The 21,402-nt window shown below is 70.4% G+C and carries 18 protein-coding genes and 4 tRNA genes; 11 read left to right on the forward strand and 11 right to left on the reverse strand.

Annotated features, from left to right (window positions below; all coding sequences use genetic code 11):
• Positions 1 to 10: 10 nt before the first annotated feature.
• The 4 genes from ACFVT2_RS29095 to ACFVT2_RS29110 all read right to left on the reverse strand — a co-directional run bounded on the left by ACFVT2_RS29095 (position 11) and on the right by ACFVT2_RS29110 (position 1,233).
• Positions 11 to 83, reverse strand: a tRNA-Gly gene (locus ACFVT2_RS29095).
• Positions 84 to 574: 491 nt separating this feature from the next.
• A tRNA-Gly gene (locus ACFVT2_RS29100) sits at positions 575 to 647 on the reverse strand.
• Positions 648 to 721: 74 nt separating this feature from the next.
• Positions 722 to 793, reverse strand: a tRNA-Gly gene (locus ACFVT2_RS29105).
• A 119-nt stretch (positions 794 to 912) separates the two neighbouring features.
• Positions 913 to 1,233: an Lsr2 family protein gene (locus ACFVT2_RS29110; RefSeq protein ID WP_390022596.1), complete on the reverse strand. Its 321-nt coding sequence runs from the start codon at positions 1,231 to 1,233 to the stop codon at positions 913 to 915.
• Positions 1,234 to 1,533: 300 nt separating this feature from the next.
• Here ACFVT2_RS29110 and purS point away from each other — a divergent pair, with 300 nt between their 5' ends.
• The 6 genes from purS to ACFVT2_RS29140 all read left to right on the forward strand — a co-directional run bounded on the left by purS (position 1,534) and on the right by ACFVT2_RS29140 (position 6,569).
• A complete protein-coding gene (gene purS, locus ACFVT2_RS29115; RefSeq protein WP_018539413.1) occupies positions 1,534 to 1,797 on the forward strand; it encodes a phosphoribosylformylglycinamidine synthase subunit PurS in 264 nt (87 codons plus the stop codon).
• Positions 1,794 to 2,498, forward strand: a complete 705-nt coding sequence (purQ, locus tag ACFVT2_RS29120; protein ID WP_390022598.1) for a phosphoribosylformylglycinamidine synthase subunit PurQ — start codon at positions 1,794 to 1,796, stop codon at positions 2,496 to 2,498. The genes purS and purQ overlap by 4 nt, the downstream gene beginning before the upstream one ends.
• Positions 2,495 to 4,744 (forward strand): phosphoribosylformylglycinamidine synthase subunit PurL, encoded by a 2,250-nt coding sequence (gene purL / locus ACFVT2_RS29125; protein ID WP_390022600.1) that lies wholly within the window; start codon positions 2,495 to 2,497, stop codon positions 4,742 to 4,744. The genes purQ and purL overlap by 4 nt, the downstream gene beginning before the upstream one ends.
• A 160-nt stretch (positions 4,745 to 4,904) precedes the next feature.
• On the forward strand, positions 4,905 to 5,444 hold the full coding sequence (locus ACFVT2_RS29130; protein WP_390022602.1) for an ArsR family transcriptional regulator: 540 nt from the start codon (positions 4,905 to 4,907) through the stop codon (positions 5,442 to 5,444).
• 27 nt (positions 5,445 to 5,471) lie between these two features.
• A complete protein-coding gene (locus ACFVT2_RS29135; RefSeq protein ID WP_390022603.1) occupies positions 5,472 to 5,675 on the forward strand; it encodes a hypothetical protein in 204 nt (67 codons plus the stop codon).
• A gap of 96 nt (positions 5,676 to 5,771) precedes the next feature.
• Entirely contained in the window at positions 5,772 to 6,569 is a 798-nt protein-coding gene (locus ACFVT2_RS29140; protein ID WP_390022604.1) for a sterol carrier family protein, read from the forward strand.
• Positions 6,570 to 6,634: 65 nt separating this feature from the next.
• On the opposite strand, the gene ACFVT2_RS29145 is transcribed toward ACFVT2_RS29140, so the two are convergent.
• Together ACFVT2_RS29145 and ACFVT2_RS29150 are read right to left on the reverse strand one after the other, a co-directional pair.
• Positions 6,635 to 8,134: a sulfatase gene (locus ACFVT2_RS29145; RefSeq protein WP_390022606.1), complete on the reverse strand. Its 1,500-nt coding sequence runs from the start codon at positions 8,132 to 8,134 to the stop codon at positions 6,635 to 6,637.
• 238 nt (positions 8,135 to 8,372) lie between these two features.
• Positions 8,373 to 8,582, reverse strand: coding sequence for a putative leader peptide (locus tag ACFVT2_RS29150; protein ID WP_390022607.1), 210 nt, complete (start codon positions 8,580 to 8,582; stop codon positions 8,373 to 8,375).
• A gap of 43 nt (positions 8,583 to 8,625) precedes the next feature.
• Between ACFVT2_RS29150 and purF the strand changes: the two genes are divergently transcribed.
• Positions 8,626 to 10,185: an amidophosphoribosyltransferase gene (gene purF, locus ACFVT2_RS29155; protein ID WP_390022608.1), complete on the forward strand. Its 1,560-nt coding sequence runs from the start codon at positions 8,626 to 8,628 to the stop codon at positions 10,183 to 10,185.
• A gap of 33 nt (positions 10,186 to 10,218) precedes the next feature.
• Entirely contained in the window at positions 10,219 to 11,289 is a 1,071-nt protein-coding gene (purM, locus tag ACFVT2_RS29160; protein WP_390022610.1) for a phosphoribosylformylglycinamidine cyclo-ligase, read from the forward strand.
• Between the two features lie 120 nt (positions 11,290 to 11,409).
• Here purM and ACFVT2_RS29165 read toward each other — a convergent pair whose 3' ends face one another.
• The gene (locus ACFVT2_RS29165) at positions 11,410 to 11,658 is read right to left on the reverse strand and encodes a DUF3073 domain-containing protein (protein WP_016575266.1); all 249 of its coding nucleotides are present in this window, start codon (positions 11,656 to 11,658) and stop codon (positions 11,410 to 11,412) included.
• A gap of 310 nt (positions 11,659 to 11,968) precedes the next feature.
• Positions 11,969 to 13,087, reverse strand: coding sequence for a Leu/Phe/Val dehydrogenase (locus tag ACFVT2_RS29170; RefSeq protein WP_390022611.1), 1,119 nt, complete (start codon positions 13,085 to 13,087; stop codon positions 11,969 to 11,971).
• 190 nt (positions 13,088 to 13,277) lie between these two features.
• On the opposite strand from ACFVT2_RS29170, the gene ACFVT2_RS29175 reads away from it, so the two are divergent.
• Entirely contained in the window at positions 13,278 to 14,114 is an 837-nt protein-coding gene (locus tag ACFVT2_RS29175) for a hypothetical protein (protein WP_390022612.1), read from the forward strand.
• Between the two features lie 502 nt (positions 14,115 to 14,616).
• A complete protein-coding gene (bldC, locus tag ACFVT2_RS29180; RefSeq protein WP_003980577.1) occupies positions 14,617 to 14,823 on the forward strand; it encodes a developmental transcriptional regulator BldC in 207 nt (68 codons plus the stop codon).
• 536 nt (positions 14,824 to 15,359) lie between these two features.
• Here bldC and ACFVT2_RS29185 read toward each other — a convergent pair.
• The 3 genes from ACFVT2_RS29185 to hrpA all read right to left on the reverse strand — a co-directional run bounded on the left by ACFVT2_RS29185 (position 15,360) and on the right by hrpA (position 20,032).
• Positions 15,360 to 15,596 carry a DUF6274 family protein gene (locus ACFVT2_RS29185; protein ID WP_390022614.1) on the reverse strand — a complete coding sequence of 79 codons (237 nt, stop codon included), beginning with the start codon at positions 15,594 to 15,596 and terminating at the stop codon, positions 15,360 to 15,362.
• Positions 15,597 to 15,839: 243 nt separating this feature from the next.
• Positions 15,840 to 15,914: transfer RNA gene (locus ACFVT2_RS29190), tRNA-Asp, on the reverse strand.
• Between the two features lie 107 nt (positions 15,915 to 16,021).
• Positions 16,022 to 20,032 carry an ATP-dependent RNA helicase HrpA gene (hrpA, locus tag ACFVT2_RS29195; RefSeq protein WP_390022615.1) on the reverse strand — a complete coding sequence of 1,337 codons (4,011 nt, stop codon included), beginning with the start codon at positions 20,030 to 20,032 and terminating at the stop codon, positions 16,022 to 16,024.
• 235 nt (positions 20,033 to 20,267) lie between these two features.
• Between hrpA and ACFVT2_RS29200 the strand changes: the two genes are divergently transcribed.
• The gene (locus ACFVT2_RS29200) at positions 20,268 to 21,341 is read left to right on the forward strand and encodes an ABC transporter permease (RefSeq protein ID WP_390022617.1); all 1,074 of its coding nucleotides are present in this window, start codon (positions 20,268 to 20,270) and stop codon (positions 21,339 to 21,341) included.
• The last annotated feature ends 61 nt before the right edge of the window (positions 21,342 to 21,402 follow it).

Consider the following 21,402-nt stretch of genomic DNA (forward strand, 5'->3'; position numbering starts at 1 on the left):
CTTTTCTCTGAGCGGACGACGAGGCTCGAACTCGCGACCTCAACCTTGGCAAGGTTGCGCTCTACCAACTGAGCTACGTCCGCATGCTCCGTGCGATGGCATCCCTTTCGGTCGCCGCTGCGCGGTGCGAGCCCCACTATAGCCAACTTCCCGGCCCCCGATGCATGCCCGTGCCCACCGGCCCCGCCGCCGCGCGCCGAACCCGCAGCCGTCGGCCGCCCCGACTCCACCGCGCCCCGCACGCCGGCCCCGACCCCCACCGGTCCAACTCCCTCCCCGCACCAGGACCTTCGACCGCCCCGCTGCCCCGACCCGTCGGCCGACCCCCTGAGCCCACCCCGTCCACCGCCCGCGGGCCCCGCCGCTCGGGCCCCGGCGGTGTGTCCACCGCCACATGTACTCCCCGGCCCGTTCGCCCACCGGCAGCCGGCTCGGCGATTTCCTCCGGGGAAAGCCCCGCAGCGTGAACGCGAACCGTCCAGGGCGCGGCCGGGCAAGATCCCCGGATCCCGGTGGGTTTTCGATCGGGAAAACGACAAAGGCCCCGGTCTTGGTGACCGGGGCCTTTTCTCTGAGCGGACGACGAGGCTCGAACTCGCGACCTCAACCTTGGCAAGGTTGCGCTCTACCAACTGAGCTACGTCCGCAGGCATCCACTCGGCTTTCACCCAGTGGCGCGACAGCTACTCTACCTGATCCTTTGGACCGGAAGAACTGTCAGAGCGGGTGACAGGGATTGCACACTGCGCCTCCCCCTTGGAAAGGGGGCGCTCTACTACTGAGCTACACCCGCATGACTCCTCGGGATCCGGCCTTTCGGCCTTGCCCCTCGGCGTGCTCCAGACTCTAGCTGATCAGTAGGGGTGCTGTGCAAGTCGGTGGGGTGCGGACCCGCGGACGCCGACAAGTCGGTTAGTGATTGGCCGCGTTGAAGGCTTCGTAGACCTTCTTGGGGATCCGGCCGCGCGGTGGGACGTCCATCTGGTGGGAGCGGGCCCAGGCGCGTACCGCCGCCGGGTCGGGGGTCACGGCGGTCCGGTGGAAGGCCTTGCCGGACTTGGCCCGCTTGCGGCCGGCCTCCACGAACGGGGCGAGGGCGCCGCGCAGTTTCTTCGCATTGGCGGGATTGAGGTCGATCTCGTACGACTTCCCGTCCAAACCGAAGATGACCGTCTCTGCGGCTTCTCCTCCGTCGATGTCATCGGAGAGCGTTACTACTACGCGCTGCGCCACGGATATCGGTCCTTTCGTGGAGCGACCCCTTGTTGACGTGGGGTGATGCTCCGGATCCGGCTGATTGGGATCAATGCTTTTTCATTTGTACAGCGATGGGCATTGCATTGTGAAGCCCATTTAATTTCGTCAGCGTGTCTTGCCGCAATGTGGCCCCCCGTTCTTTTCGGAGATTTTTCCTGGAGTGCACTCCCGTCGATACCGGCTCGTGATCGGGCGCTCTGGATATCTATGCGCGTAGATTTTCGAACACGGTACTGTGAGGGCACCGCCTTACGCACCACACCACCGGGAGTGCCAGTGGCACGCGTCGTAGTCGACGTCATGCTCAAGCCGGAGATCCTCGACCCGCAGGGGCAGGCGGTGCAGCGCGCACTGCCACGCCTGGGCTTCGAGGGGATCGCCGACGTCCGTCAGGGCAAGCGTTTCGAACTTGAGGTGGAGGGTCCGGTCGACGAGGCCGCCCTCGCCCGCATCCATGAGATGGCCGAGACCTTCCTCGCCAACACCGTCATCGAAGACTTCACCGTGCGGGTCGACGAAGCCGTGCGAGCCGAGTCATGACAGCTCGCGTCGGAGTCGTCACCTTTCCCGGCACGCTCGACGACCGCGACACCCAGCGCGCGGTCCGGGCGGCCGGGGCCGAGGCGGTGCCGCTGTGGCACCGCGACAAGGACCTCCACCAGGTCGACGCCGTGGTCCTGCCCGGCGGCTTCTCGTACGGGGACTACCTGCGGGCCGGAGCGATCTCCCGGTTCTCGCCGGTGATGGAGACCGTGATCGAACAGGCCCGGGCCGGCATGCCGGTCCTGGGCATCTGCAACGGCTTCCAGGTGCTCACCGAGACCCACCTGCTGCCCGGCGCGATGCTGCGCAACAACCACCTGCATTTCATCTGCCGCGACCAGAAGCTGCGGGTGGAGAACGCCACCACCTCCTGGACCGCCGACTACGCGCCGGGCCAGGAGATCAGCATTCCGCTGAAGAACATCGACGGCCGCTATGTCGCCGACGAGCGGACGCTGGACATGCTGGAGGCCGAGGGCCGGGTGGCCTTCCGCTACGTCACCGGCGGCCCGACCGCCGACGGATACGGAAACCCCAACGGTTCGCTCCGCGACATCGCCGGCATCACCAATGAGGCGGGCAATGTCGTCGGCCTGATGCCGCACCCCGAGCACGCCGTCGAGCCGTTGATCGGCACCGGCCGCACCGACGGCCTCGGGTTCTTCACCTCGATCTTGAAGAAGCTGGTCACCGCATGAGCCTCGACACCGTCAAGCACGCAGCCGAGACGCCGGACACCGACCAGCCCTGGGCCGAACTCGGCCTCAAGGAGGACGAGTACGCGCGGATCCGGGAGATCCTCGACCGGCGCCCGACCGGCGCCGAACTCGCCATGTACTCGGTGATGTGGTCCGAGCACTGCTCCTACAAGAGCAGCAAGGTCCACCTGAAGCAGTTCGGTGAGAAGGCCCCCGAGAACGACGCGCTGCTCGTCGGCATCGGGGAGAACGCCGGCGTCGTGGACGTCGGCCAGGGCTACGCGGTCACCTTCAAGGTCGAGTCGCACAACCACCCCTCCTACATCGAGCCCTACCAGGGCGCGGCCACCGGCGTCGGCGGCATCGTCCGCGACATCCTCGCCATGGGCGCCCGCCCGGTCGCGGTGATGGATCCGCTGCGGTTCGGCGCCGCCGACCACCCCGACACCAAGCGGGTGCTGCCCGGCGTCGTCGCCGGCATCGGCGGCTACGGCAACTGCCTGGGCCTGCCCAACATCGGCGGCGAGGTCGTCTTCGACCCCTGCTACCAGGGCAACCCGCTGGTCAACGCGCTGTGCGTCGGCGTGATGAAGCACGAGGACATCCACCTGGCGAAGGCGTCGGGCGCGGGCAACAAGGTGATCCTGTACGGGGCCCGGACCGGTGGTGACGGCATCGGCGGCGTGTCCGTGCTGGCCTCGGAGACGTTCGACGACAGCAAGCCGACCAAGCGGCCCGCCGTCCAGGTCGGCGACCCGTTCCAGGAGAAGCTGCTCATCGAGTGCACCCTGGAGATCTTCCGGGAGAAGCTGGTCGCCGGTATCCAGGACCTCGGCGGCGCCGGGCTGTCCTGCGCCACCAGCGAGCTGGCCAGCGCCGGTTCCGGCGGTATGCGGGTCGAGCTGGACACCGTTCCGCTGCGCGACTCCTCGCTCTCGCCCGAGGAGATCCTCATGAGCGAGTCGCAGGAGCGGATGTGCGCGATCGTCGAGCCGGACAAGGTCGACCGCTTCCTGGAGATCTGCGAGAAGTGGGACGTCATCGCCACCGTCATCGGTGAGGTGACGGACGGCTCGCGCCTGGAGATCTTCTGGCACGGCGAGCAGATCGTGGACGTCCCGCCGCGCTCGGTCGCCCACGAGGGCCCGACCTACCACCGGCCGTACGCCCGCCCGGACTGGCAGGACGCCCTCCAGGCCGACGACGCGGCCAAGCTGCCCCGCCCGGCGGACGCCGCGGAACTCCGCGCCCAGGTGCTCCGGTTGGTCGGCTCGCCCAACCAGGCGTCCAAGGCGTGGATCACCGACCAGTACGACCGCTTCGTCCAGGGCAACACCGTGCTGGCGCAGCCCGAGGACTCCGGCATGGTCCGGATCGACGAGGACACCAACCTCGGGGTCGCGGTCGCCACCGACGGCAACGGCCGGTACGCCAAGCTCGACCCGTACGCGGGCGCGCAGCTGGCGCTGGCCGAGGCGTACCGCAACGTCGCCGCCACCGGCGCCCGGCCGCTGGCCATCTCCGACTGCCTGAACTTCGGCTCGCCCGAGGACCCGGCGGTGATGTGGCAGTTCGCCGAGGCCACCCGCGGTCTCGCGGACGGCTGCCTCACGCTGGGCACGCCGGTCACCGGCGGCAACGTCTCGCTGTACAACCAGACCGGGGACGTCGCGATCCACCCGACGCCGGTGGTCGCGGTGCTCGGTGTCATCGACGACGTCACCCGCCGCACCCCGGTCGCCTTCGCGGAGGAGGGGCAGCTGATCTACCTCCTCGGCGACACCCGCGAGGAGCTGGGCGGTTCGGCCTGGTCGCAGGTGATCCACGACCACCTCGGCGGACTGCCGCCGCAGGTCGACCTGGAGCGGGAGCGGCTGCTGGCGGAGATCCTGATCTCCGCCTCGCGGGACGGCATGGTCGACGCCGCGCACGACCTCTCCGACGGCGGCCTGGTCCAGGCGCTGGTGGAGTCGTGCCTGCGCGGTGGCAAGGGCGCCCGCCTGGTCGTCCCGGACGACCTCGACCCGTTCGTCTTCCTCTTCTCCGAGTCGGCGGGCCGGGCGGTCGTCGCGGTGCCGCGCAGCGAGGAGCTCCGCTTCACCGACATGTGCGGTGCGCGGGGGCTGCCGGCCACCCGGATCGGCGTCGTGGACGGCGACGAGCTCGCGGTCCAGGGGCAGTTCGGCATCCCGCTGGACGAGCTGCGGACGGCCCACGAGGCCACCATCCCGGGGCTGATCGCCTAGCGCCGCGCCAACGGGGCCGGTCGCGCGCCCCGTTGTCCTTCCGGCCGGAACGGCCCGCCAGGAGTGCCTGGCGGGCCGTTCCGTCGTTTCCGGGGCGCTCGCTGCGGCCGTCCGCCGGTATCGGCTTGCTCGTAATTACGTAATTGCGTAATCTCGTGGTGTGGATCTGGAGCAGCGGGTGGCCGAGCTGGAACGCCGCCTGGCCGAGCTGGAACGGGCGGTCGGAGAGGCCGATGCCGCCCGCGCGGCGTCGTCGTCGGTCCGCCCGTCCCAGCGGGACCCCGGTGACGCGCTGTGGGCCCTCAACGGGCTGAAGGAACAGTTCGCCGCTCTGGGTGCGGTCAACGGGGGAGTGCTCTTCACCGGTGCCGTACGGACCCCGGCCGGGCTGCGCTACGAGTGGCAGTACGGGCTGCCCACGGACACCGTCATGGACGGTGACTGGGCGGCGGCCGCCGAGTTCTTCGCGGCGCTCGGCCAGCCCGTACGGCTGCGGCTGCTGCGCGAGATCCTCGGCGGTCGCTGCACCGCCGCCGAACTCACCGAGCTCGACGGCATGGGCACGACCGGCCAGATCTACCACCACCTGCGGCAGTTGACCGCTGCCGGCTGGTTGCACACGGCCGCACGTGGCCGTTACGAAGTGCCGGCTGAGCGGGTCGTCCCGCTGCTGGTGATGCTGACTGCCGCCGGGCGCTGACGCCCGGTCGACCTAGGGGAGGTCCACTTGTCCGAGAACCGTTCGCTCTGGCCCGCCGCCATAGCCCTCGCCGCACTGGGCACCGCGCTTTTCGTCTTCGCGATGCAGCTCTACGTGGCCGACGAGGAGACGTACATAGACGGGCTCTCCTACTTCGCCGGCACGGCGTGGGGCCTGGCGCTGGCCGTGGGGGCCTTCGCGTGGCAGGGCCGCCGCCTCAGCAGCAGCTGACGGCCGACGGTGCCGGGCCGGGAGCCGGGCGGCGCCGCTGACAGCCGGCCCGGCATTCCCGGGCCGGCTGTCAGTGGTGCCGCCTAGGCTGGCTCCATGTCTCCTGCGACCCGTGCACCGCGCGCCCGCCGGTACGACCCGGCCAAGACCCGTGCCGCCGTGACGTCCCAGTACGCCCACGTCCGCCGGGTCGTGGGCGAGCTGACGCCGGAGCAGTTCGCGCTGCCGACCCGGCTCGGCGACTGGACGGTGCGGGAGCTGGCGGCGCACCTGTCCATGGCGGTCGGCAGTGTGGCGCGCGCCCTGCGGCTGCCGGCCCCGGCCGGGCCGGAGGTCACCTTGCTCGACTGGCCGTCCGCCACCGCGCAGTACGCCGCCGGTATAGACGAGTTCGTCCACGAACTGGCGGCCCAGCACGACCCGGTGGAGCTGCTGGAGCGGACCGCCGAGGAGCTCGCCGAGGTGCTGCCGCCCGAGCCGGACGACCGGGTCATCCCGTGCCGGCCCGGCGCGATGCTGCTCGGCGACTATCTGGTCACCCGCTGCGTCGAACTCATCGTGCACTCCGACGACCTGGCCGCCGCCCTCGGCCAGGAGATCCCCTTCGACCGGCACGCCCTGGCCACCACCGCCCGGCTGCTGGCCGACGGGCTGGCCGCCAAGGCGCCCGGCGGATCGGTCGAGGTCCGGGTGCCGCCGTTCGCCGTGGTGCAGTGCGTCGAGGGCCCCCGGCACACCCGCGGCACCCCGCCCAACGTCGTCGAGACCGACCCGTTGACCTGGATACGCCTGGCCACCGGCCGGCTGGGCTGGGCCGAGGCGGTGGACGCGGCGGCGGTCAGCGCCAGCGGCGAACGGGCCGACCTCGGCGGCCTGCTGCCCGTCATGAGCTGAGCCGGGTGCGGGGCGGGGCCGTGCGGCGGCGCCCGCTCCGCACCCGCCGGGCCGGCGTCCTTGGGTCACCGCTTCGGGTAGGGCAGCAGCGTGCGGTCCACCGCCTCCCAGGCCGTCCGCAGCCGGGCCAGCAGCTCCGGCTCGTGCCCCGCCCTGTCGGCCTGCTCCCGAGGGTCGGCGGTGACGTGGAAGAGCTGGTCCTGGCCGCTCTTGCCCCGGTAGTACTTCCAGTCGCCGCGGCGCAGCGCCCGTTCACCGCGCACCCGCCAGAACAGGTCCCGCTCGGCCAGGCGCTCCCCGCGCAGCAGGTAGCCGGCCAGGCTCGTCCCGTCCAGGGGGTGCGCGCGGTCCGGGCGGGCGCCCGCGATCTCCAGCAGGGTGGCCGTCCAGTCCGGGGTGAACACCGGCTCGTGGCTGACCTGCCCGGCGTCGATCCGGGCCGGCCAGCGCACGATCGTCGGCACCCGGATCCCGCCCTCCTGGAGCGACGCCTTGTTGCCGGAGAGCGGCCAGTTGTACGACCAGCGCTCCCCGCCGTTGTCGCTGGCGAAGAAGACGAGGGTGTCCTCCTCCTGGCCGGAGCGCCGGAGCGCGGCCAGCACCTCGCCGACCGACCGGTCCAGGTCCTCGACCATCTCGCGGTACTTCTCCAGCGAACCGCCGTCCTCGTGGAACAGCGCGCTCCGGTCACCCGCCTTGATCCGGCGGACGATCTCGGCGCTCTCCTCGGTGTCGCCGTCCGCGATCCACGGCCAGTGCGGCGTCGTGTAGTTGAGGTTCAGCAGCCAGGGCCGGTCCGCGTCCCGCCCACCGGAGCGCTTCCCGGCCTCGGTGATGTGGTCCACCGCCCGCTCGGTGACGATCCGGGTGTAGTAGCGCAGGTCCCGGTACTCGGCATCGCCCTCGTAGAGGTCGTACTCCCCGGCGAGTCCCAGCTTCGAGTAGTACTCCAGCGCCCCGCCGAAGTTCCCGAAGAAGGTGTCCCAGCCGGACTTGGTGGGGCTGTAGTCCGGCAGGTAGCCGCAGTGCCACTTGCCGATCAGCGCCGTGGCGTAGCCGGCGTCCCGCAGCAGCGAGGCGAGCGTGGGGTGCCCGGGCTCCAGTCCCACGCTGCGGTCGGCGATCGGCTCGGCGAGCCCGCCCTCGGTTCGGCCCGGATAGCGGCCGGTGTAGAGCGAGAAGCGGGTGGGCGAGCAGGTCGCCGACCCGGAATACCCCTGGGTGAAGCGGACGCCCTGACGGGCCAGCCGGTCCAGGTGCGGCGTCCTGATGCCGGACGCGCCGTACGAGGAGAGGTCGGCCCAGCCCAGGTCGTCGCCGAGGATGAACAGGATGTTGGGGCGCCGCGAGCGCCGTCCCGGAGCGGCCCGGAACGGCCGCTCCCCGGGCTGCGTCGGCGCGGCGGCAGCGGCGGCCGGCGCGCCCGCCAGGGCACCCAGGCTGCCCACGGCGGCCGCGGCACCGACGCCGGCGAGCCCGCCGAAGGTGCGCCGGGAGAGGCCGGGAGGTCGGTGGGCGAGGGGCTCGCGGTCAGGGGTCTCGTGGGCAGGGTCGACGGAAGACATCGGTGCGGCTCTCCAGGGAAGTCGTGATGGCCGTGATGCCGCGCGTCGGCCCCCGGGGACGGCGGGAGACGGGCGGGCAGGCGAGACGTCGCGCATCTCACACCGGTCACACGTGCGACATCGCGGACATATGCCGCTCGGTACGTGACAGGGCCCTGGCGGGGGACCGAGGAGAAACGCGAAAGGTGCAGCTCAGGGGCGGCGGCGCGGCATCAGACGCGGCGCGCGGCCGCCGTTGTCACCCGCGACGACAGATCGCGCTGGCCACGCGACCAAGGTCGACGTGGCGGCGCCGCACGAGGCGCGGCGCGAGGCGGGGCGCCCGGTGACACGCCAGGCGCGCCAAGGGCTGTGCGGTCTGCATGGGCAGAAATCCTGGTCGCGCGGCCGTGGGCACGTCAAGCATGCTTAACGCCCCGTTCATGCAGTCCTCCAGCTCGACGGCCATCCCCGGTTCGGATGAATCCGCGACCTGCCCTAGACTCTGGAACGTGCCACGTGGTGACGGACGACTCAACCACGACCTGCTCCCCGGTGAGAAGGGCCCCCAGGACGCTTGCGGCGTCTTCGGAGTCTGGGCCCCGGGGGAAGAGGTCGCCAAACTCACCTACTTCGGGCTGTACGCGCTGCAGCACCGTGGACAGGAGTCCGCGGGCATCGCGGTGAGCAACGGCTCCCAGATCCTCGTCTTCAAGGACATGGGCCTGGTTTCCCAGGTCTTCGACGAGACTTCCCTCAGTTCCCTCCAGGGCCATATCGCCGTGGGCCATGCCCGCTACTCCACCACCGGTGCCTCGGTGTGGGAGAACGCCCAGCCGACGTTCCGCGCCACCGCGCACGGTTCGATCGCGCTCGGCCACAACGGCAATCTGGTCAACACCGCCGAGCTGGCCGAGATGGTCGCCGCGCTGCCCCGCGAGGGCGGCCGGGCCACCCAGGTCGCGGCCACCAACGACACCGACCTGGTGACGGCGCTGCTGGCCGGCCAGGTCGACGAGGACGGCAAACCGCTGACCGTCGAGGAGGCCGCGCCCCGCGTCCTCCCGAAGGTCATGGGCGCCTTCTCGCTGTGCTTCATGGACGAGCACACCCTCTACGCCGCTCGCGACCCGCAGGGCATCCGCCCGCTGGTCCTCGGCCGCCTGGAGCGTGGCTGGGTGGTGGCCTCCGAGACCGCCGCCCTGGACATCGTCGGTGCCAGCTTCATCCGCGAGATCGAGCCCGGCGAGATGATCGCCGTCGACGAGAACGGCCTGCGCAGCTCGCGCTTCGCCGAGGCCCGCCCCAAGGGCTGCGTCTTCGAGTACGTCTACCTCGCCCGGCCGGACACCGACATCGCCGGCCGCAACGTCTACCTCTCCCGGGTGGAGATGGGCCGCAAGCTGGCCGCCGAGGCGCCCGCCGACGCGGACCTGGTGATAGCGACTCCGGAGTCCGGCACCCCGGCCGCCGTCGGGTACGCCGAGGCCAGCGGGATCCCCTACGGCTCCGGCCTGGTGAAGAACTCCTACGTGGGCCGGACCTTCATCCAGCCCTCGCAGACCATCCGCCAGCTCGGCATCCGCCTCAAGCTCAACCCGCTCAAGGAAGTCATCCGCGGCAAGCGCCTGGTGGTCGTCGACGACTCGATCGTCCGCGGCAACACCCAGCGCGCCCTGGTCCGGATGTTGCGCGAGGCCGGCGCCGCCGAGATCCACATCCGGATCTCGTCCCCGCCGATCAAGTGGCCGTGCTTCTTCGGCATCGACTTCGCCACCCGCGCGGAGCTGATCGCCAACGGGCTGAGCGTCGAGGAGATCGGCAAGTCGCTGGGCGCCGATTCGCTGGCGTACATCTCCACCGACGGCATGATCGAGGCGACCACCATCGCCAAGCCGAACCTGTGCCGCGCCTGCTTCGACGGCGAGTACCCGATGGAGCTGCCGGACCCGGAGCTGCTCGGCAAGCACCTCCTGGAGTCCGAGACCAAGGCCCCGGCCGCGTCCGACGTGGACGGTGTCCGGACGCTCACCGCCGGGGTCGGCGGCGCCGACGCACTGCGTCGCCCGTAGAGCTCGTACCCACCCAAACGAAAGTTCTCAGCCATGTCCGCTGAATCCACCGGTGCCAGCTACGCGAGTGCGGGTGTCGACATCGAAGCCGGCGACCGCGCCGTGGACCTCATGAAGAAGTGGGTGGCGAAGGCCACCCGCCCGGAGGTCGTCGGCGGGCTCGGCGGTTTCGCCGGCCTCTTCGACGCCTCCGCGCTCAAGCGCTACGAGCGTCCGCTGCTGGCCTCGGCGACCGACGGCGTCGGCACCAAGGTCGACATCGCCCGCAAGATGGGCGTCTACGACACGATCGGCCACGACCTGGTCGCCATGGTCGTCGACGACCTGGTCGTCTGCGGCGCCGAGCCGCTGTTCATGACCGACTACATCTGCGTGGGCAAGGTCTACCCGGAGCGGGTCGCGGCGATCGTCAAGGGCATCGCCGAGGGCTGTGTGCTGGCCGGCTGCGCACTGGTGGGCGGCGAGACCGCCGAACACCCGGGCCTGCTGGGTCCGGACGAGTTCGACGTCGCCGGCGCCGGCACCGGTGTGGTCGAGGCCGACCGGGTACTGGGCGCGGATCGCATCCGTACGGGCGACGCGGTGATTTCGATGGCGTCCTCCGGACTTCACTCGAACGGGTACTCCCTGGTCCGCCACGTCCTCTTCGACCGGGCCGGCCTGTCCCTGGACCAGGAGGTCCCGGAGCTCGGCCGCACGCTCGGTGAGGAGCTGCTGGAGCCCACCAAGATCTACTCGCTGGACTGCCTGGCCCTGACCCGCACCTGCGAGGTACACGCCTTCTCGCACATCACCGGCGGCGGCCTGGCCAACAACCTGGCCCGGGTGATCCCGGACGGCCTGCACGCCACGGTGGACCGCGCCACCTGGGCGCCGGGCGCCATCTTCGACCTGGTCGGCACCGCCGGCTCGGTGGAGCGCCTGGAGCTGGAGAAGACCCTGAACATGGGTGTCGGCATGATCGCCGTCGTCCCCCAGGAGTCGGTGGACGTCGCCCTGACGACCCTCGCTGACCGCGGCGTGGACGCCTGGGTCAGCGGCGAGATCGGCGAGCGCGGCGATCACGCCGAGGCAGTGACCCTCACCGGTGACTACGCGAGCTGACACCAGCCGCTGCGCGGGGCCGCCGGCCCGGTGGTCCCGCGCGCAGCACAGAACCCGGTCCGGGGCATTCCCTGGACCGGGTCCGTAATGATGTTATGAATCCCGCGAGCGCGCAGAATGTCAGGCGCGACGACGCTGGTTCGAGGAGTGGCCCTCTTCCTCGTCGTCGTCGGCGTTGTACCGTTCTGCGTACTGCGCGTACGGGTCGTCGTCCTCGTCCTCGCCCTCGAACGGCTCTCGATTCGGAGGCTGCTGGTTCGACTGCGTTGAAAGCTCGTCGGCCAGTCGCGAGAGATCCGTCCCACCGCTGCTGTACTTCAGCTGGCGGGCGACCTTTGTCTGCTTGGCCTTGGCCCGGCCGCGCCCCATGGGTCGACCCCCTCAGTGACGGGGCTCGGTGGCCCCAGAGTCTTGACACGCGTTCATGATTCAGAGCGGGCTCTCGATAGAGAGACCGGCTCGTAGGGCTTTAACGGTACCTGCTTCCGCGGCCATACGGTACGTCGCCCGCATCACCCACCGCTCGGCACGACCGGCACGGCGCCCCGTCCATGCTGGTCAACTGCGATTTTAACCTGTCCTGTACGGCGACCCGCCGACGGGTGGTGAGGGATGTCTCCCCAACCACCCGTAGCGGGCCGCACAAGGGTGTGTTTCCGGCCACTTGGGCCGGGCTTGGTCAGGGCCGACGGGCCTCCGCCATCCGAGCCTCGGCGAGCCGGTCGGCGGCCGCCGCCGGCGGAATGCCGTCGGCCTTCGCATGAGCGAATATCGCCAGCGTGGTGTCGAAGATCTTCGCGGCCTTGGCCTTGCACCGGTCGAAGTCGAAGCCGTGCAGTTCGTCGGCCACCTGGATGACGCCGCCGGCGTTCACGACGTAGTCCGGGGCGTAGAGGATGCCGCGGTCCGACAGGTCCTTCTCCACCCCCGGGTGCGCGAGCTGGTTGTTGGCCGCGCCGCACACCACCCTCGCGGTCAGCACCGGCACCGTCGTGTCGTCCAGCGCGCCGCCCAGCGCACACGGCGCGTACACGTCCAGGCCCGCGGTGCGGATCAGCGCGTCGGTGTCGGCGACGGCGGTCACCTGGGGGTGCCGGGCGAGGATCCGGTCCACCGACTCGGCGCGGACGTCGGTGATCACGACCTCGGCACCGTCCTTGAGCAGGTGCTCGACCAGGTGGTGGCCCACCTTGCCGACGCCCGCGATGCCGACCTTGCGGTCACGCAGGGAGGGGTCGCCCCACAGGTGTTGGGCCGAGGCACGCATGCCCTGGAAGACGCCGTAGGCGGTCAGGACCGAGGAGTCGCCGGCACCGCCGTTCTCGGGCGAACGGCCGGTCGTCCACGTGTTCGTCCGGGCGATCACGTCCATGTCGGCGACGTAGGTGCCGACGTCGCACGCGGTGACATAGCGGCCCCCGAGGGAGGCCACGAACCGGCCGTAGGCGAGCAGCAGTTCGTCGGTCTTGATCAGCTCGGGGTCGCCGATGATCACGGCTTTGCCGCCACCGTGGTCCAGTCCGGCGAGCGCGTTCTTGTACGACATGCCGCGCGACAGGTTCAGGGCGTCCAGGACGGCCTCCTCCTCGGAGGCGTACGCATGGAAGCGGGTGCCACCGAGGGCGGGGCCCAGGGCGGTGTTGTGGATGGCGATCACGGCCTTGAGGCCGCTGGCCCGGTCCTGGCAGAGAACGACTTGCTCGTGGCCGCCCTGCTCCGTGCGGAACAGGGTCTGCAGCACGCTGCCGGTGGCGTCTGCAGAGGCAGGACGTACGTCGGTCACTGTGGTGACTCCCATAGTCGCGGAGGACGCCCTCCTGGGGGTGGGGAGGGCCGGTTGAGACGAGCGTAAGACCTGGAGGGCGGGTTGATCGGTCAGGTCGGGAGGATCACCCTCTCCCGGGGGACGGGCATGGGACGATCTGCCGTATCCAGGCCGGGCGGGGTAGGCAACTCCGGGCGGTGGACTTTCCTTTGAAGGAGCGGGCGTGGCCTTGGCGTCGTCGGTGCGGATCCCGTATGTGGCGTACCTGCGGGTCTACGAGCCACTGGCAGCGTTTCCCGAGCCGGAGCGCTCCTACTGGGCGCGTTACGCCACACGCGACGACACCCCCACGGCCGAGGACGAGCAGCGCCGGGCGCTGGCCGACCTGCTGCCGACCCCGCCGGTGCCGGTGCCGGTCCACGAGAGCGGTGACGCGTTCGTGGCCGTAGTGGACGACGTGACCTGCGTCTGCCCCTGGCGGACCCGGCTGCGCGGCTGGCAGGCGCTGGAGTCCCTGGAGGAGCTGCTGCCGGCGTCGGTGCTGGACGCCGCGCTGCCCCCGGTGGTGCGCCGGCAGGCCGCCACCGACTACGAGCGGTGGCGCGAGCGCAACCCGGATGCCCGCCCCTGGATCCGCGCGGCCACCTGGCACGTCCCGGTGCGCTGGTTCGTCCTCTTCGACGACGCCGAGCGGGAATATGCGAAGGGTGACCCTGCGCCCGCGTTGCGTTACCGGACGCGGATGGCGCAGGCGCGCCGGAGGGTCGCGCGCGGACTGCGTACGCTTCGGGATGCCCTGGAAGAGGGGCCGCTGATCGACGGCCTGGTAGATGTGGGGCGCTGGCTCGAAGAGTTCCACCCGCGTTCGCTCGTGGAGCTGGACTACGGAGGGCTGGTGCACGCGGTGCCCGAGGGGCAGCTCGCCGAGGACCATTCCGCCGCTGAGGCGGCGGAGGGGTTGGAGGCGCTGCGCGAGGGGGACGGCGAGCGGGCCGATGCCGCGTACGAGAAGCTTGCACAGCGGTGGCGCATGGTGCGCGAACGCCAGTTCTCCAGCTAAACGCCGCGAGTCCGGGGCGGAGTTGCCGGGCGCGGAGTTCCCACCGATCGGACGTACGGGACGTAGGTCCTGATCCGGGCTATTGCCCCAAGCGTGACCTAAAGCACTGACTTCGGGTCTTGCTCCCAAGGTGCACCCTCGTGCCAAAATAGGACAAGGGGCCTGACTTGGGCTCCTTCCGTCCAACTAAGGGCGGATAGATCGGTATTGCGCTCCTTGAGGGGTCTCATGGCGGCTGGTCACGTTGTGACTGATCGTCACGGGGGTGTGACTGTCCGCTATGGCACGGTCCATCGGCATCCGCCAAGGTTGAACACCTGAGAGGGCAATTCCATCGGTTTGGCCGACGTGGCTGGACAGATGGTGTAGTTGTAGTGCCGAGGACAAGCCGTTCGTCCTATAACCGACTCGGCCCGCGTCCGCCATTTCGGGCAACGTGGGTCAAGGTGCAGAATTTAGAGGAAAGAACCGTGATGGTTCGGTTCTCCCGAGGAGGCCGCTCATGACCGCTCGCACCCCTGACGCCGAGCCGCTGCTTACCCCCGCCGAGGTCGCCACGATGTTCCGCGTGGACCCGAAGACGGTGACCCGCTGGGCCAAGGCAGGCAAGCTCACGTCCATCCGTACGCTCGGAGGGCACCGGCGTTACCGCGAGGCTGAGGTCCGCGCACTGCTCGCGGGTATCCCGCAGCAGCGCAGCGAGTCCTGAATAACCGCATAACCAGGCTGTTTTCGGGCCCCCCAACCCGGAAACGCCCGTTTTTGTGCCACAGCTCCACCTGCTTCACCACGCTCCAACAGAGCTCTATACGACGCGGCGCCTGCCCCAACAGGCCCCACACCCACTCCATCCGGGTACGTCACTGATCGCGCTGGACTCCGCCGGGTCCGGCGCGATCGCTTTTTTGTGTGCGGCCGCTCCCGGGCCGCTCGTGACGCTCGGGTCGCCCTGGCGCCGGCCGACTCCGGAAGGGCCGCCACACCCTCTTCAAGGGCCCCGAGGGGGCCCGTCAGGCCGGACCTGGCGGTCTTCTTTGGAAGTATTGGAAGGGTGGTGCAATTGCACATATTAAATTGACTCGTTGTGGGTGGGCGGCAAGTTCCCCATCCCGCGAAACTTGTTCGGTGACTCCCGTCACATCCCAGGCTTCTTGAACGGTGAACGGGTGCTGCGGTATAGCGCCTCTTCGCCATTCTCCCGGCAACAGCCTTTCACCGTGTGGCCGGTGGCGCAGGCGTCGTTGGTCACCCGGCGCCGGGACTTTCGTCCTCCGTCGGCGGCTCACAGGCGGCCCGGGAGGGGGCCGGGGCGGTCGAGGGCGCGGCGGGCCCGGAACGGGCGCCGTGCGGCTCCATGGCGAGCCGCCGCAGCTGATGGCAGACGGGGCAGTGCCGCGTCAGATGGCGGCCGCCGTAGCGCAGCGCCGCCGACAGGTGGGCGCGCAGCAGCGCCCTGGTCTCGTGCCGTACCGCGGTCGTCATCGCACGCCACCTCTCGGCCCCACGCCTTCTCAGTGAGTGAGTACCGGCGGCCGGTGTCGCCGTCAAGATGGCCGCCCGCCCGGCCCGCGCCCACCGGGGCCTTCGGGCCACATCGCGCCGGGTCCGCCGCCTCGCGCGCCCGCGATCCGTCCCCGACGTGGCGACGGCCCGCACCGGGGAAAACCTGGTGCGGGCCGGACAACAGAACGGCCCGCACCGGAGAACGGTGCGGGCCGTGAAATGCGGTCCTGACGGGATTTGAACCCGCGGCCTCCACCTTGACAGGGTGGCGAGCACTCCAAGCTGCTCCACAGGACCTTGATTTTCGCTTTCCGCTTGCGGCGGGCTGCGAAGCAAGACTGTACAGCAGGTCAGGGGGTGCGGTCGAGCTCGGTCCCGGCTGCCGCCCCTCCGCTCGGGCCGGCCTACGGCGCCGCGGCGTCCACCGCCTTCATGATCCGCTTGTCGGAGACCGGGTACGCGGTGCCCAGCGCGTGCGCGAAGTAGCTCACCCGTAGCTCCTCGATCATCCAGCGGATCTCCCGGGCCGCGGCCGGCACCGGGCGCCCCTGGGGGAACTGCTCCAGCAGCCAGGCGTATTCGTCCTGCATCTCCTTGACCTTCGCCATCCGGCTGCGGTCCCGCTCGGCGTTGGTGGGCAGCTGCGTCAGGCGGCGGTCGGCGGCGACCAAGTAGCGCATCAGGTCCGGCAGCCGCTTGGCGCCGTGCGTGGTCACGAAGCCCGGCTTGATCAGCTCCGCCAGCTGCTCCTTGACGTCCGCCAGCGACGGCAGCAGGGAGGGGAACGTGGTCGCCTTCAGCCGGCGCTCGCACGCCTGCCAGGCGGCCAGCACCTCCTGTGCCTGGTGGATGGTCTTCAGCGTCGCGTCGACCAGATCGGCCCGCACCGCGTCGAACAGCTTGCGGAACGCCTCCTCGTCCCACGCCGGGCCGCCCCGGGCCGCGATCAGCCGGTCCGCGGCGGCGGTCACGCAGTCCTCGAAGAGCGCCGCGATGGAGCCGTGGGGATTGCGGGAGAGCGCCAGCTTCTGCTGGTTGCTCAGCTTGTCCTGGGCGAACTTGGCGGGGTTGGCGGGGATGTTGAGCAGGATGAGGCGGCGGGTGCCGGCCCACATGGCCGCCAGCTGCTCGGCCTCGGTGTCGAACAGGTGCACCGCGACACTGCTGCCCTCGTCGACCAGCGCCGGGTACGCCTTCACCGGCTGGCCGGCGCGGCGGGTCTCGAAGGTGCGGGGCAGCGTGCCGATCGTCCAGGTCGTCAGCCCGGTGCGCTGCTCCGGGCCGGCCGGCGGGGTCTCGCCCTGGCCGCCCTTGCGGTCCTTGCCGGGCCGCTCGGCGGCCTGCTCGAAGGCCCGGGAGATGGCCGCCCGGGTCTTCGGCTTCAGCTGGAGCCGCAGCGCCTCCAGGTCCTTGGCCTCGGCGAGCTTGCGGCGGCGTTCGTCGACCACCCGGAAGGTGATCTTCAGGTGGTCCGGGACCTTGGCGACGTCGAAGTCCGCGGCGTCCACCGGCACCCCCACCATCCGCTGGAGGCCGGCGGCCAGCGAGGCCGTCAGGGCGCCCTGGAGGGGGACGGTGGAGTCCAGGAAGCGGGCGGCGAAGTTCGGCGCCGGTACGTAGTTGCGGCGGATCGGCTTGGGCAGCGAACGGATCAGCTCGGTCACCAACTGCTCGCGCAGGCCCGGGATCTGCCAGTCGAAGCCCTCGGAGGAGACCTGGTTCAGGACTTGGAGCGGGATGTGGACGGTGACGCCGTCCGCGTCCGCGCCGGGCTCGAACTGGTAGGTGACCTTGAACTTCAGCTTCCCCTGCCGCCAGGAGTCCGGATAGTCGTCCTTGGTGACCGCCTCGGCCGACTCGTTGATGAGCATCGAGTGCTCGAAGTTGAGCAGGTCCGGCTCTTCCCGGTGCTGCTTCTTCCACCAGGAGTCGAAGTGCGCCCCGGAGACCACGTCCGCCGGGATCCGCTGGTCGTAGAAGTCGAAGAGCGTCTCGTCGTCGACGAGGATGTCGCGGCGCCGGGCGCGGTGCTCCAACTCCTCGACCTCGCCGAGGAGTTTGCGGTTGTCATGGAAGAACTGGTGGTGGGTGCGCCAGTCGCCCTCCACCAGGGCGTTCCGGATGAACAGGTCGCGGGAGACCTCGGCGTCGATCCGCCCGTAGTTGACCTTGCGCTGGGCGACGACCGGGACGCCGTAGAGCGTCACCCGCTCGTACGCCATCACCGCGGCCATCTTCTGTTCCCAGTGCGGCTCGCTGTAGGTCCGCTTCACGAGGTGCTGGGCCAGCGGCTCGATCCACTCCGGCTCGATGCGGGCGTTCACCCGCGCCCAGAGCCGGGAGGTCTCGACCAGCTCCGCGGACATCACCCAGCGCGGGGGCTTCTTGAAGAGGGCGGAGCCGGGGAACACCGCGAACTTCGCGCTGCGGGCGCCCAGGTACTCGTTCTTGGCGTCCGTGTCCTTGAGGCCAATGTGCGAAAGCAAACCAGAAAGCAGGGAGGTGTGGATGTGCTCCGGCGCCGCGTCCGTCTCGTTGAGATGGACGCCCATGCTCTTGGCGACCGTCCGCAGTTGCGAATAGATGTCCTGCCACTCGCGTATCCGCAGATAGTTCAGGAACTCCGCGCGGCACATCCGGCGGAACGCGGACGAGGAGAGCGCTTTCTGCTGCTCGCGGACGTAACTCCAGAGGTTGAGGAACGCCAGGAAGTCCGACGTCTCGTCCTTGAAGCGGGCGTGCTGCTGGTCGGCCTGCTGCTGCTTGTCCGAGGGCCGCTCCCGCGGGTCCTGGATGGACAGCGCCGCCGCGATCACCATGACCTCGCGGACACAGCCGTTACGGTCCGCCTCCAGCACCATACGGGCCAGCCGCGGGTCCACCGGAAGCTGGGAGAGCTGGCGGCCCAGCGGGGTCAGCCGCTGCCCCGACTGTTCCTGCCGGGCGGACTTCTGCGTGGTGTCCAGCGCCCCCAGCTCGCGCAGCAGGTCGACGCCGTCCTTGATGTTGCGGCGGTCCGGCGCGTCGATGAACGGGAACTTCTCGATGTCACCGAGGCCGGCCGCGGTCATCTGGAGGATGACGGAGGCGAGGTTGGTCCGGAGGATCTCCGCGTCGGTGAACTCCGGGCGGGTCAGGAAGTCGTCCTCGGAGTACAGCCGGATGCAGATGCCGTCGCTGGTCCGGCCGCAGCGGCCCTTGCGCTGGTTGGCGCTGGCCTGCGACACCGGCTCGATGGGCAGCCGCTGCACCTTCGTGCGGAAGCTGTAGCGGGAGATCCGCGCCATGCCCGGGTCGATCACGTACTTGATGCCGGGGACCGTCAGCGAGGTCTCGGCGACGTTGGTGGCCAGCACGATCCGACGGCCGGTGTGGCGCTGGAAGACCCGGTGCTGCTCGGCGTGCGAGAGCCGGGCGTACAGCGGCAGCACCTCCGTGGCGGGGAGGTTCTTCTTGTTGAGCGCGTCCGCGGTGTCCCGGATCTCGCGCTCGCCGGAGAGGAAGACCAGGACGTCGCCGGGCCCCTGGGCCTGGAGCTCGTCCACCGCGTCGCAGATCGCGGTGATCTGGTCGCGGTCGCTGTCCTGGCCGCCCTCCTCCAGCAGGGGGCGGTACCGCACCTCCACCGGATACGTGCGCCCGGAGACCTCGACGATCGGCGCGTCCCCGAAGTGCCGGGAGAACCGCTCGGGGTCGATGGTCGCGGAGGTGATGACCACCTTCAGGTCCGGGCGCTTGGGCAGCAGCTGCGCCAGATAGCCCAGGATGAAGTCGATGTTGAGGCTGCGCTCGTGCGCCTCGTCGATGATGATCGTGTCGTACTGGCGCAGCTCCCGGTCCGTCTGGATCTCGGCGAGCAGGATGCCGTCCGTCATCAGCTTGACGAGGGTGTCGTCGCCGACCTGATCGGTGAAGCGGACCTTCCAGCCGACCGCCTCGCCCAGCGGGGTCTTCAGCTCCTCGGCCACCCGCTCGGCGACCGTACGGGCCGCGATCCGGCGCGGCTGGGTGTGCCCGATCAGCCCCTGGACGCCGCGCCCGAGCTCCAGACAGATCTTGGGGATCTGGGTGGTCTTGCCGGAGCCGGTCTCGCCCGCGACGATCACCACCTGGTGGTCGCGGATGGCCGCCAGGATGTCGTCTTTCTTCTGGCTGACGGGGAGCTCCGCCGGATAGCTCACCGCCGGCATCGCGGCGCGCCGCTGCGCCACGCGCAGCTCCGCCTCGTCGAGGCCGGCGGCGATCTCGGTGAGCACCGCCGCCCGGGCCTCGGGCTTGCGGATCCGGCGCGCGCCGTCGAGCCGGCGCCCCAGCCGCTGCTGGTCGCGCAGCATCAGCTCGGGAAGTCGCTTCAGCAGGGAGGGCAGCGTGGAGGCGGCACCGTCGGACAGGGCGGAGGCAGGCTGACTGGACATACGCTCCCCAGGATCTCACCTCATGGAAAAGACTGGCGAACGATTTGCCAGCGGCGCCCGGACCGGCACCCCCACCAGGGCCGATCGTCGCCGGTCGGGCCCGGCGCGCCCCGACATCGCGCCCCGCGCCCGGGCCGAAACCGCCCCCGGACCGGTCACGACAGAAAACCCCGGGCCGATCGGGAGGGCAGACCCCGGGCGGTATGTCCGACATCGGTGCCTTAGCGTGTTTCCTATGCGTGATCATGAAGATGACGCCGTTCCTCATGGCGCACCCGGCCGGCCCCGGACCTGGCCGGAGCGCTGGGCTGCCTTCAAGAGATCGCCGTTCCTCCCGGCGGTCGTCCTGATGTTCATCCTCGCCGCGGCGGCCGGCCTCTTCGCCGGCTCGTACACCTACGCCATGGCCAACCCGGCCCCGCGCCACATCCCCACGGCCGTGGTCACCACCCCCGCCGCCCCGCAGCAGAAGACCTTCGTCGCCGGCATGGAGCAGGCCCTCAACGCCTCCCTGCGGCTGACCGACTACGCCACCCACGCCGCCGCCCGGGACGCCGTCGACGATCAGCGCGAGTTCGCGGTGCTGCGCGCCCACGGCCGCGGGGTGGAACTGGACGTGTCCGGCGCCTCCGGCGCCTCGGTGGCCCAACTCCTGTCCGAGGCCGCCGCCAAGGTTGGCCCGGCCACCGGCGTGCAGGTCACCGTCCGGGACATCAAGCCGCTACAGCGCGGCGATCCGCGCGGCCTGGCGCTCTTCTACATCTCCCTGGCGGCCGTGATCATCGGCTTCGTCGGCGCCATCCAGCTCAGCGTGCACGCCCGCGCCCTCAACCCGGTCGAGCGGGTCGCCTTCACCGTGGCCAACGCCCTGCTCGGAGGCTTCGCCATCGCCGCGGTGGCCGACTGGTGGCTGAGCGCGCTCCGGCTGCCGTTCGTCGAGTCCTGGATGATCCTCGCGCTGACCATGTTCACGTCCGGCATGGTCTTCACGATGTTCAACACCCTGATGGGCCGCTGGGCGATGATCCCCACCTGGGGGCTGATGGTCCTCCTCGGCAACCCCTCGTCCGGCGGCGCGGTCTCCTGGCCGCTGCTCCCGTCCGTCCTCGGCGAGATCGGCCGCTGGCTGCCGCCGGGCGCCTCGGTCAACGCCCAGCACACCGCCGTCTACTTCAGCGGCCACCAGCACGCCTTCCCGTTCCTGGTGCTGGCCGGCTGGTCGGCGCTCTCCTGCGCGGTCTTCTGGGGCTGGCGGCACCGTCACCCGGGAGGCCGCGAACCCGCGCCCGCGCACGCCGCCGACGCCTGAACCTCCCGCGCCGGCGCGGGGAGCCCCCAGTGTCCGCACGGGCCCACCAACGGGACGGAAT

Source organism: Streptomyces sp. NPDC058000 (assembly GCF_042886435.1).
Classification (GTDB): domain Bacteria; phylum Actinomycetota; class Actinomycetes; order Streptomycetales; family Streptomycetaceae; genus Streptomyces.

Coding starts and splice junctions, on each gene's coding strand:
- hrpA (WP_390022615.1), bottom strand. CDS start 20,032: ATGTCCAGTCAGCCTGCCTCCGCCCTGTCCGACGGTGCCGCCTCCACG.
- purL (WP_390022600.1), top strand. CDS start 2,495: ATGAGCCTCGACACCGTCAAGCACGCAGCCGAGACGCCGGACACCGAC.
- ACFVT2_RS29165 (WP_016575266.1), bottom strand. CDS start 11,658: ATGGGGCGCGGCCGGGCCAAGGCCAAGCAGACAAAGGTCGCCCGCCAG.
- ACFVT2_RS29185 (WP_390022614.1), bottom strand. CDS start 15,596: ATGACGACCGCGGTACGGCACGAGACCAGGGCGCTGCTGCGCGCCCAC.
- purM (WP_390022610.1), top strand. CDS start 10,219: ATGTCCGCTGAATCCACCGGTGCCAGCTACGCGAGTGCGGGTGTCGAC.
- purQ (WP_390022598.1), top strand. CDS start 1,794: ATGACAGCTCGCGTCGGAGTCGTCACCTTTCCCGGCACGCTCGACGAC.
- ACFVT2_RS29140 (WP_390022604.1), top strand. CDS start 5,772: ATGTCTCCTGCGACCCGTGCACCGCGCGCCCGCCGGTACGACCCGGCC.
- ACFVT2_RS29150 (WP_390022607.1), bottom strand. CDS start 8,582: ATGGCCGTCGAGCTGGAGGACTGCATGAACGGGGCGTTAAGCATGCTT.
- ACFVT2_RS29145 (WP_390022606.1), bottom strand. CDS start 8,134: ATGTCTTCCGTCGACCCTGCCCACGAGACCCCTGACCGCGAGCCCCTC.
- ACFVT2_RS29200 (WP_390022617.1), top strand. CDS start 20,268: ATGCGTGATCATGAAGATGACGCCGTTCCTCATGGCGCACCCGGCCGG.
- bldC (WP_003980577.1), top strand. CDS start 14,617: ATGACCGCTCGCACCCCTGACGCCGAGCCGCTGCTTACCCCCGCCGAG.
- ACFVT2_RS29170 (WP_390022611.1), bottom strand. CDS start 13,087: ATGGGAGTCACCACAGTGACCGACGTACGTCCTGCCTCTGCAGACGCC.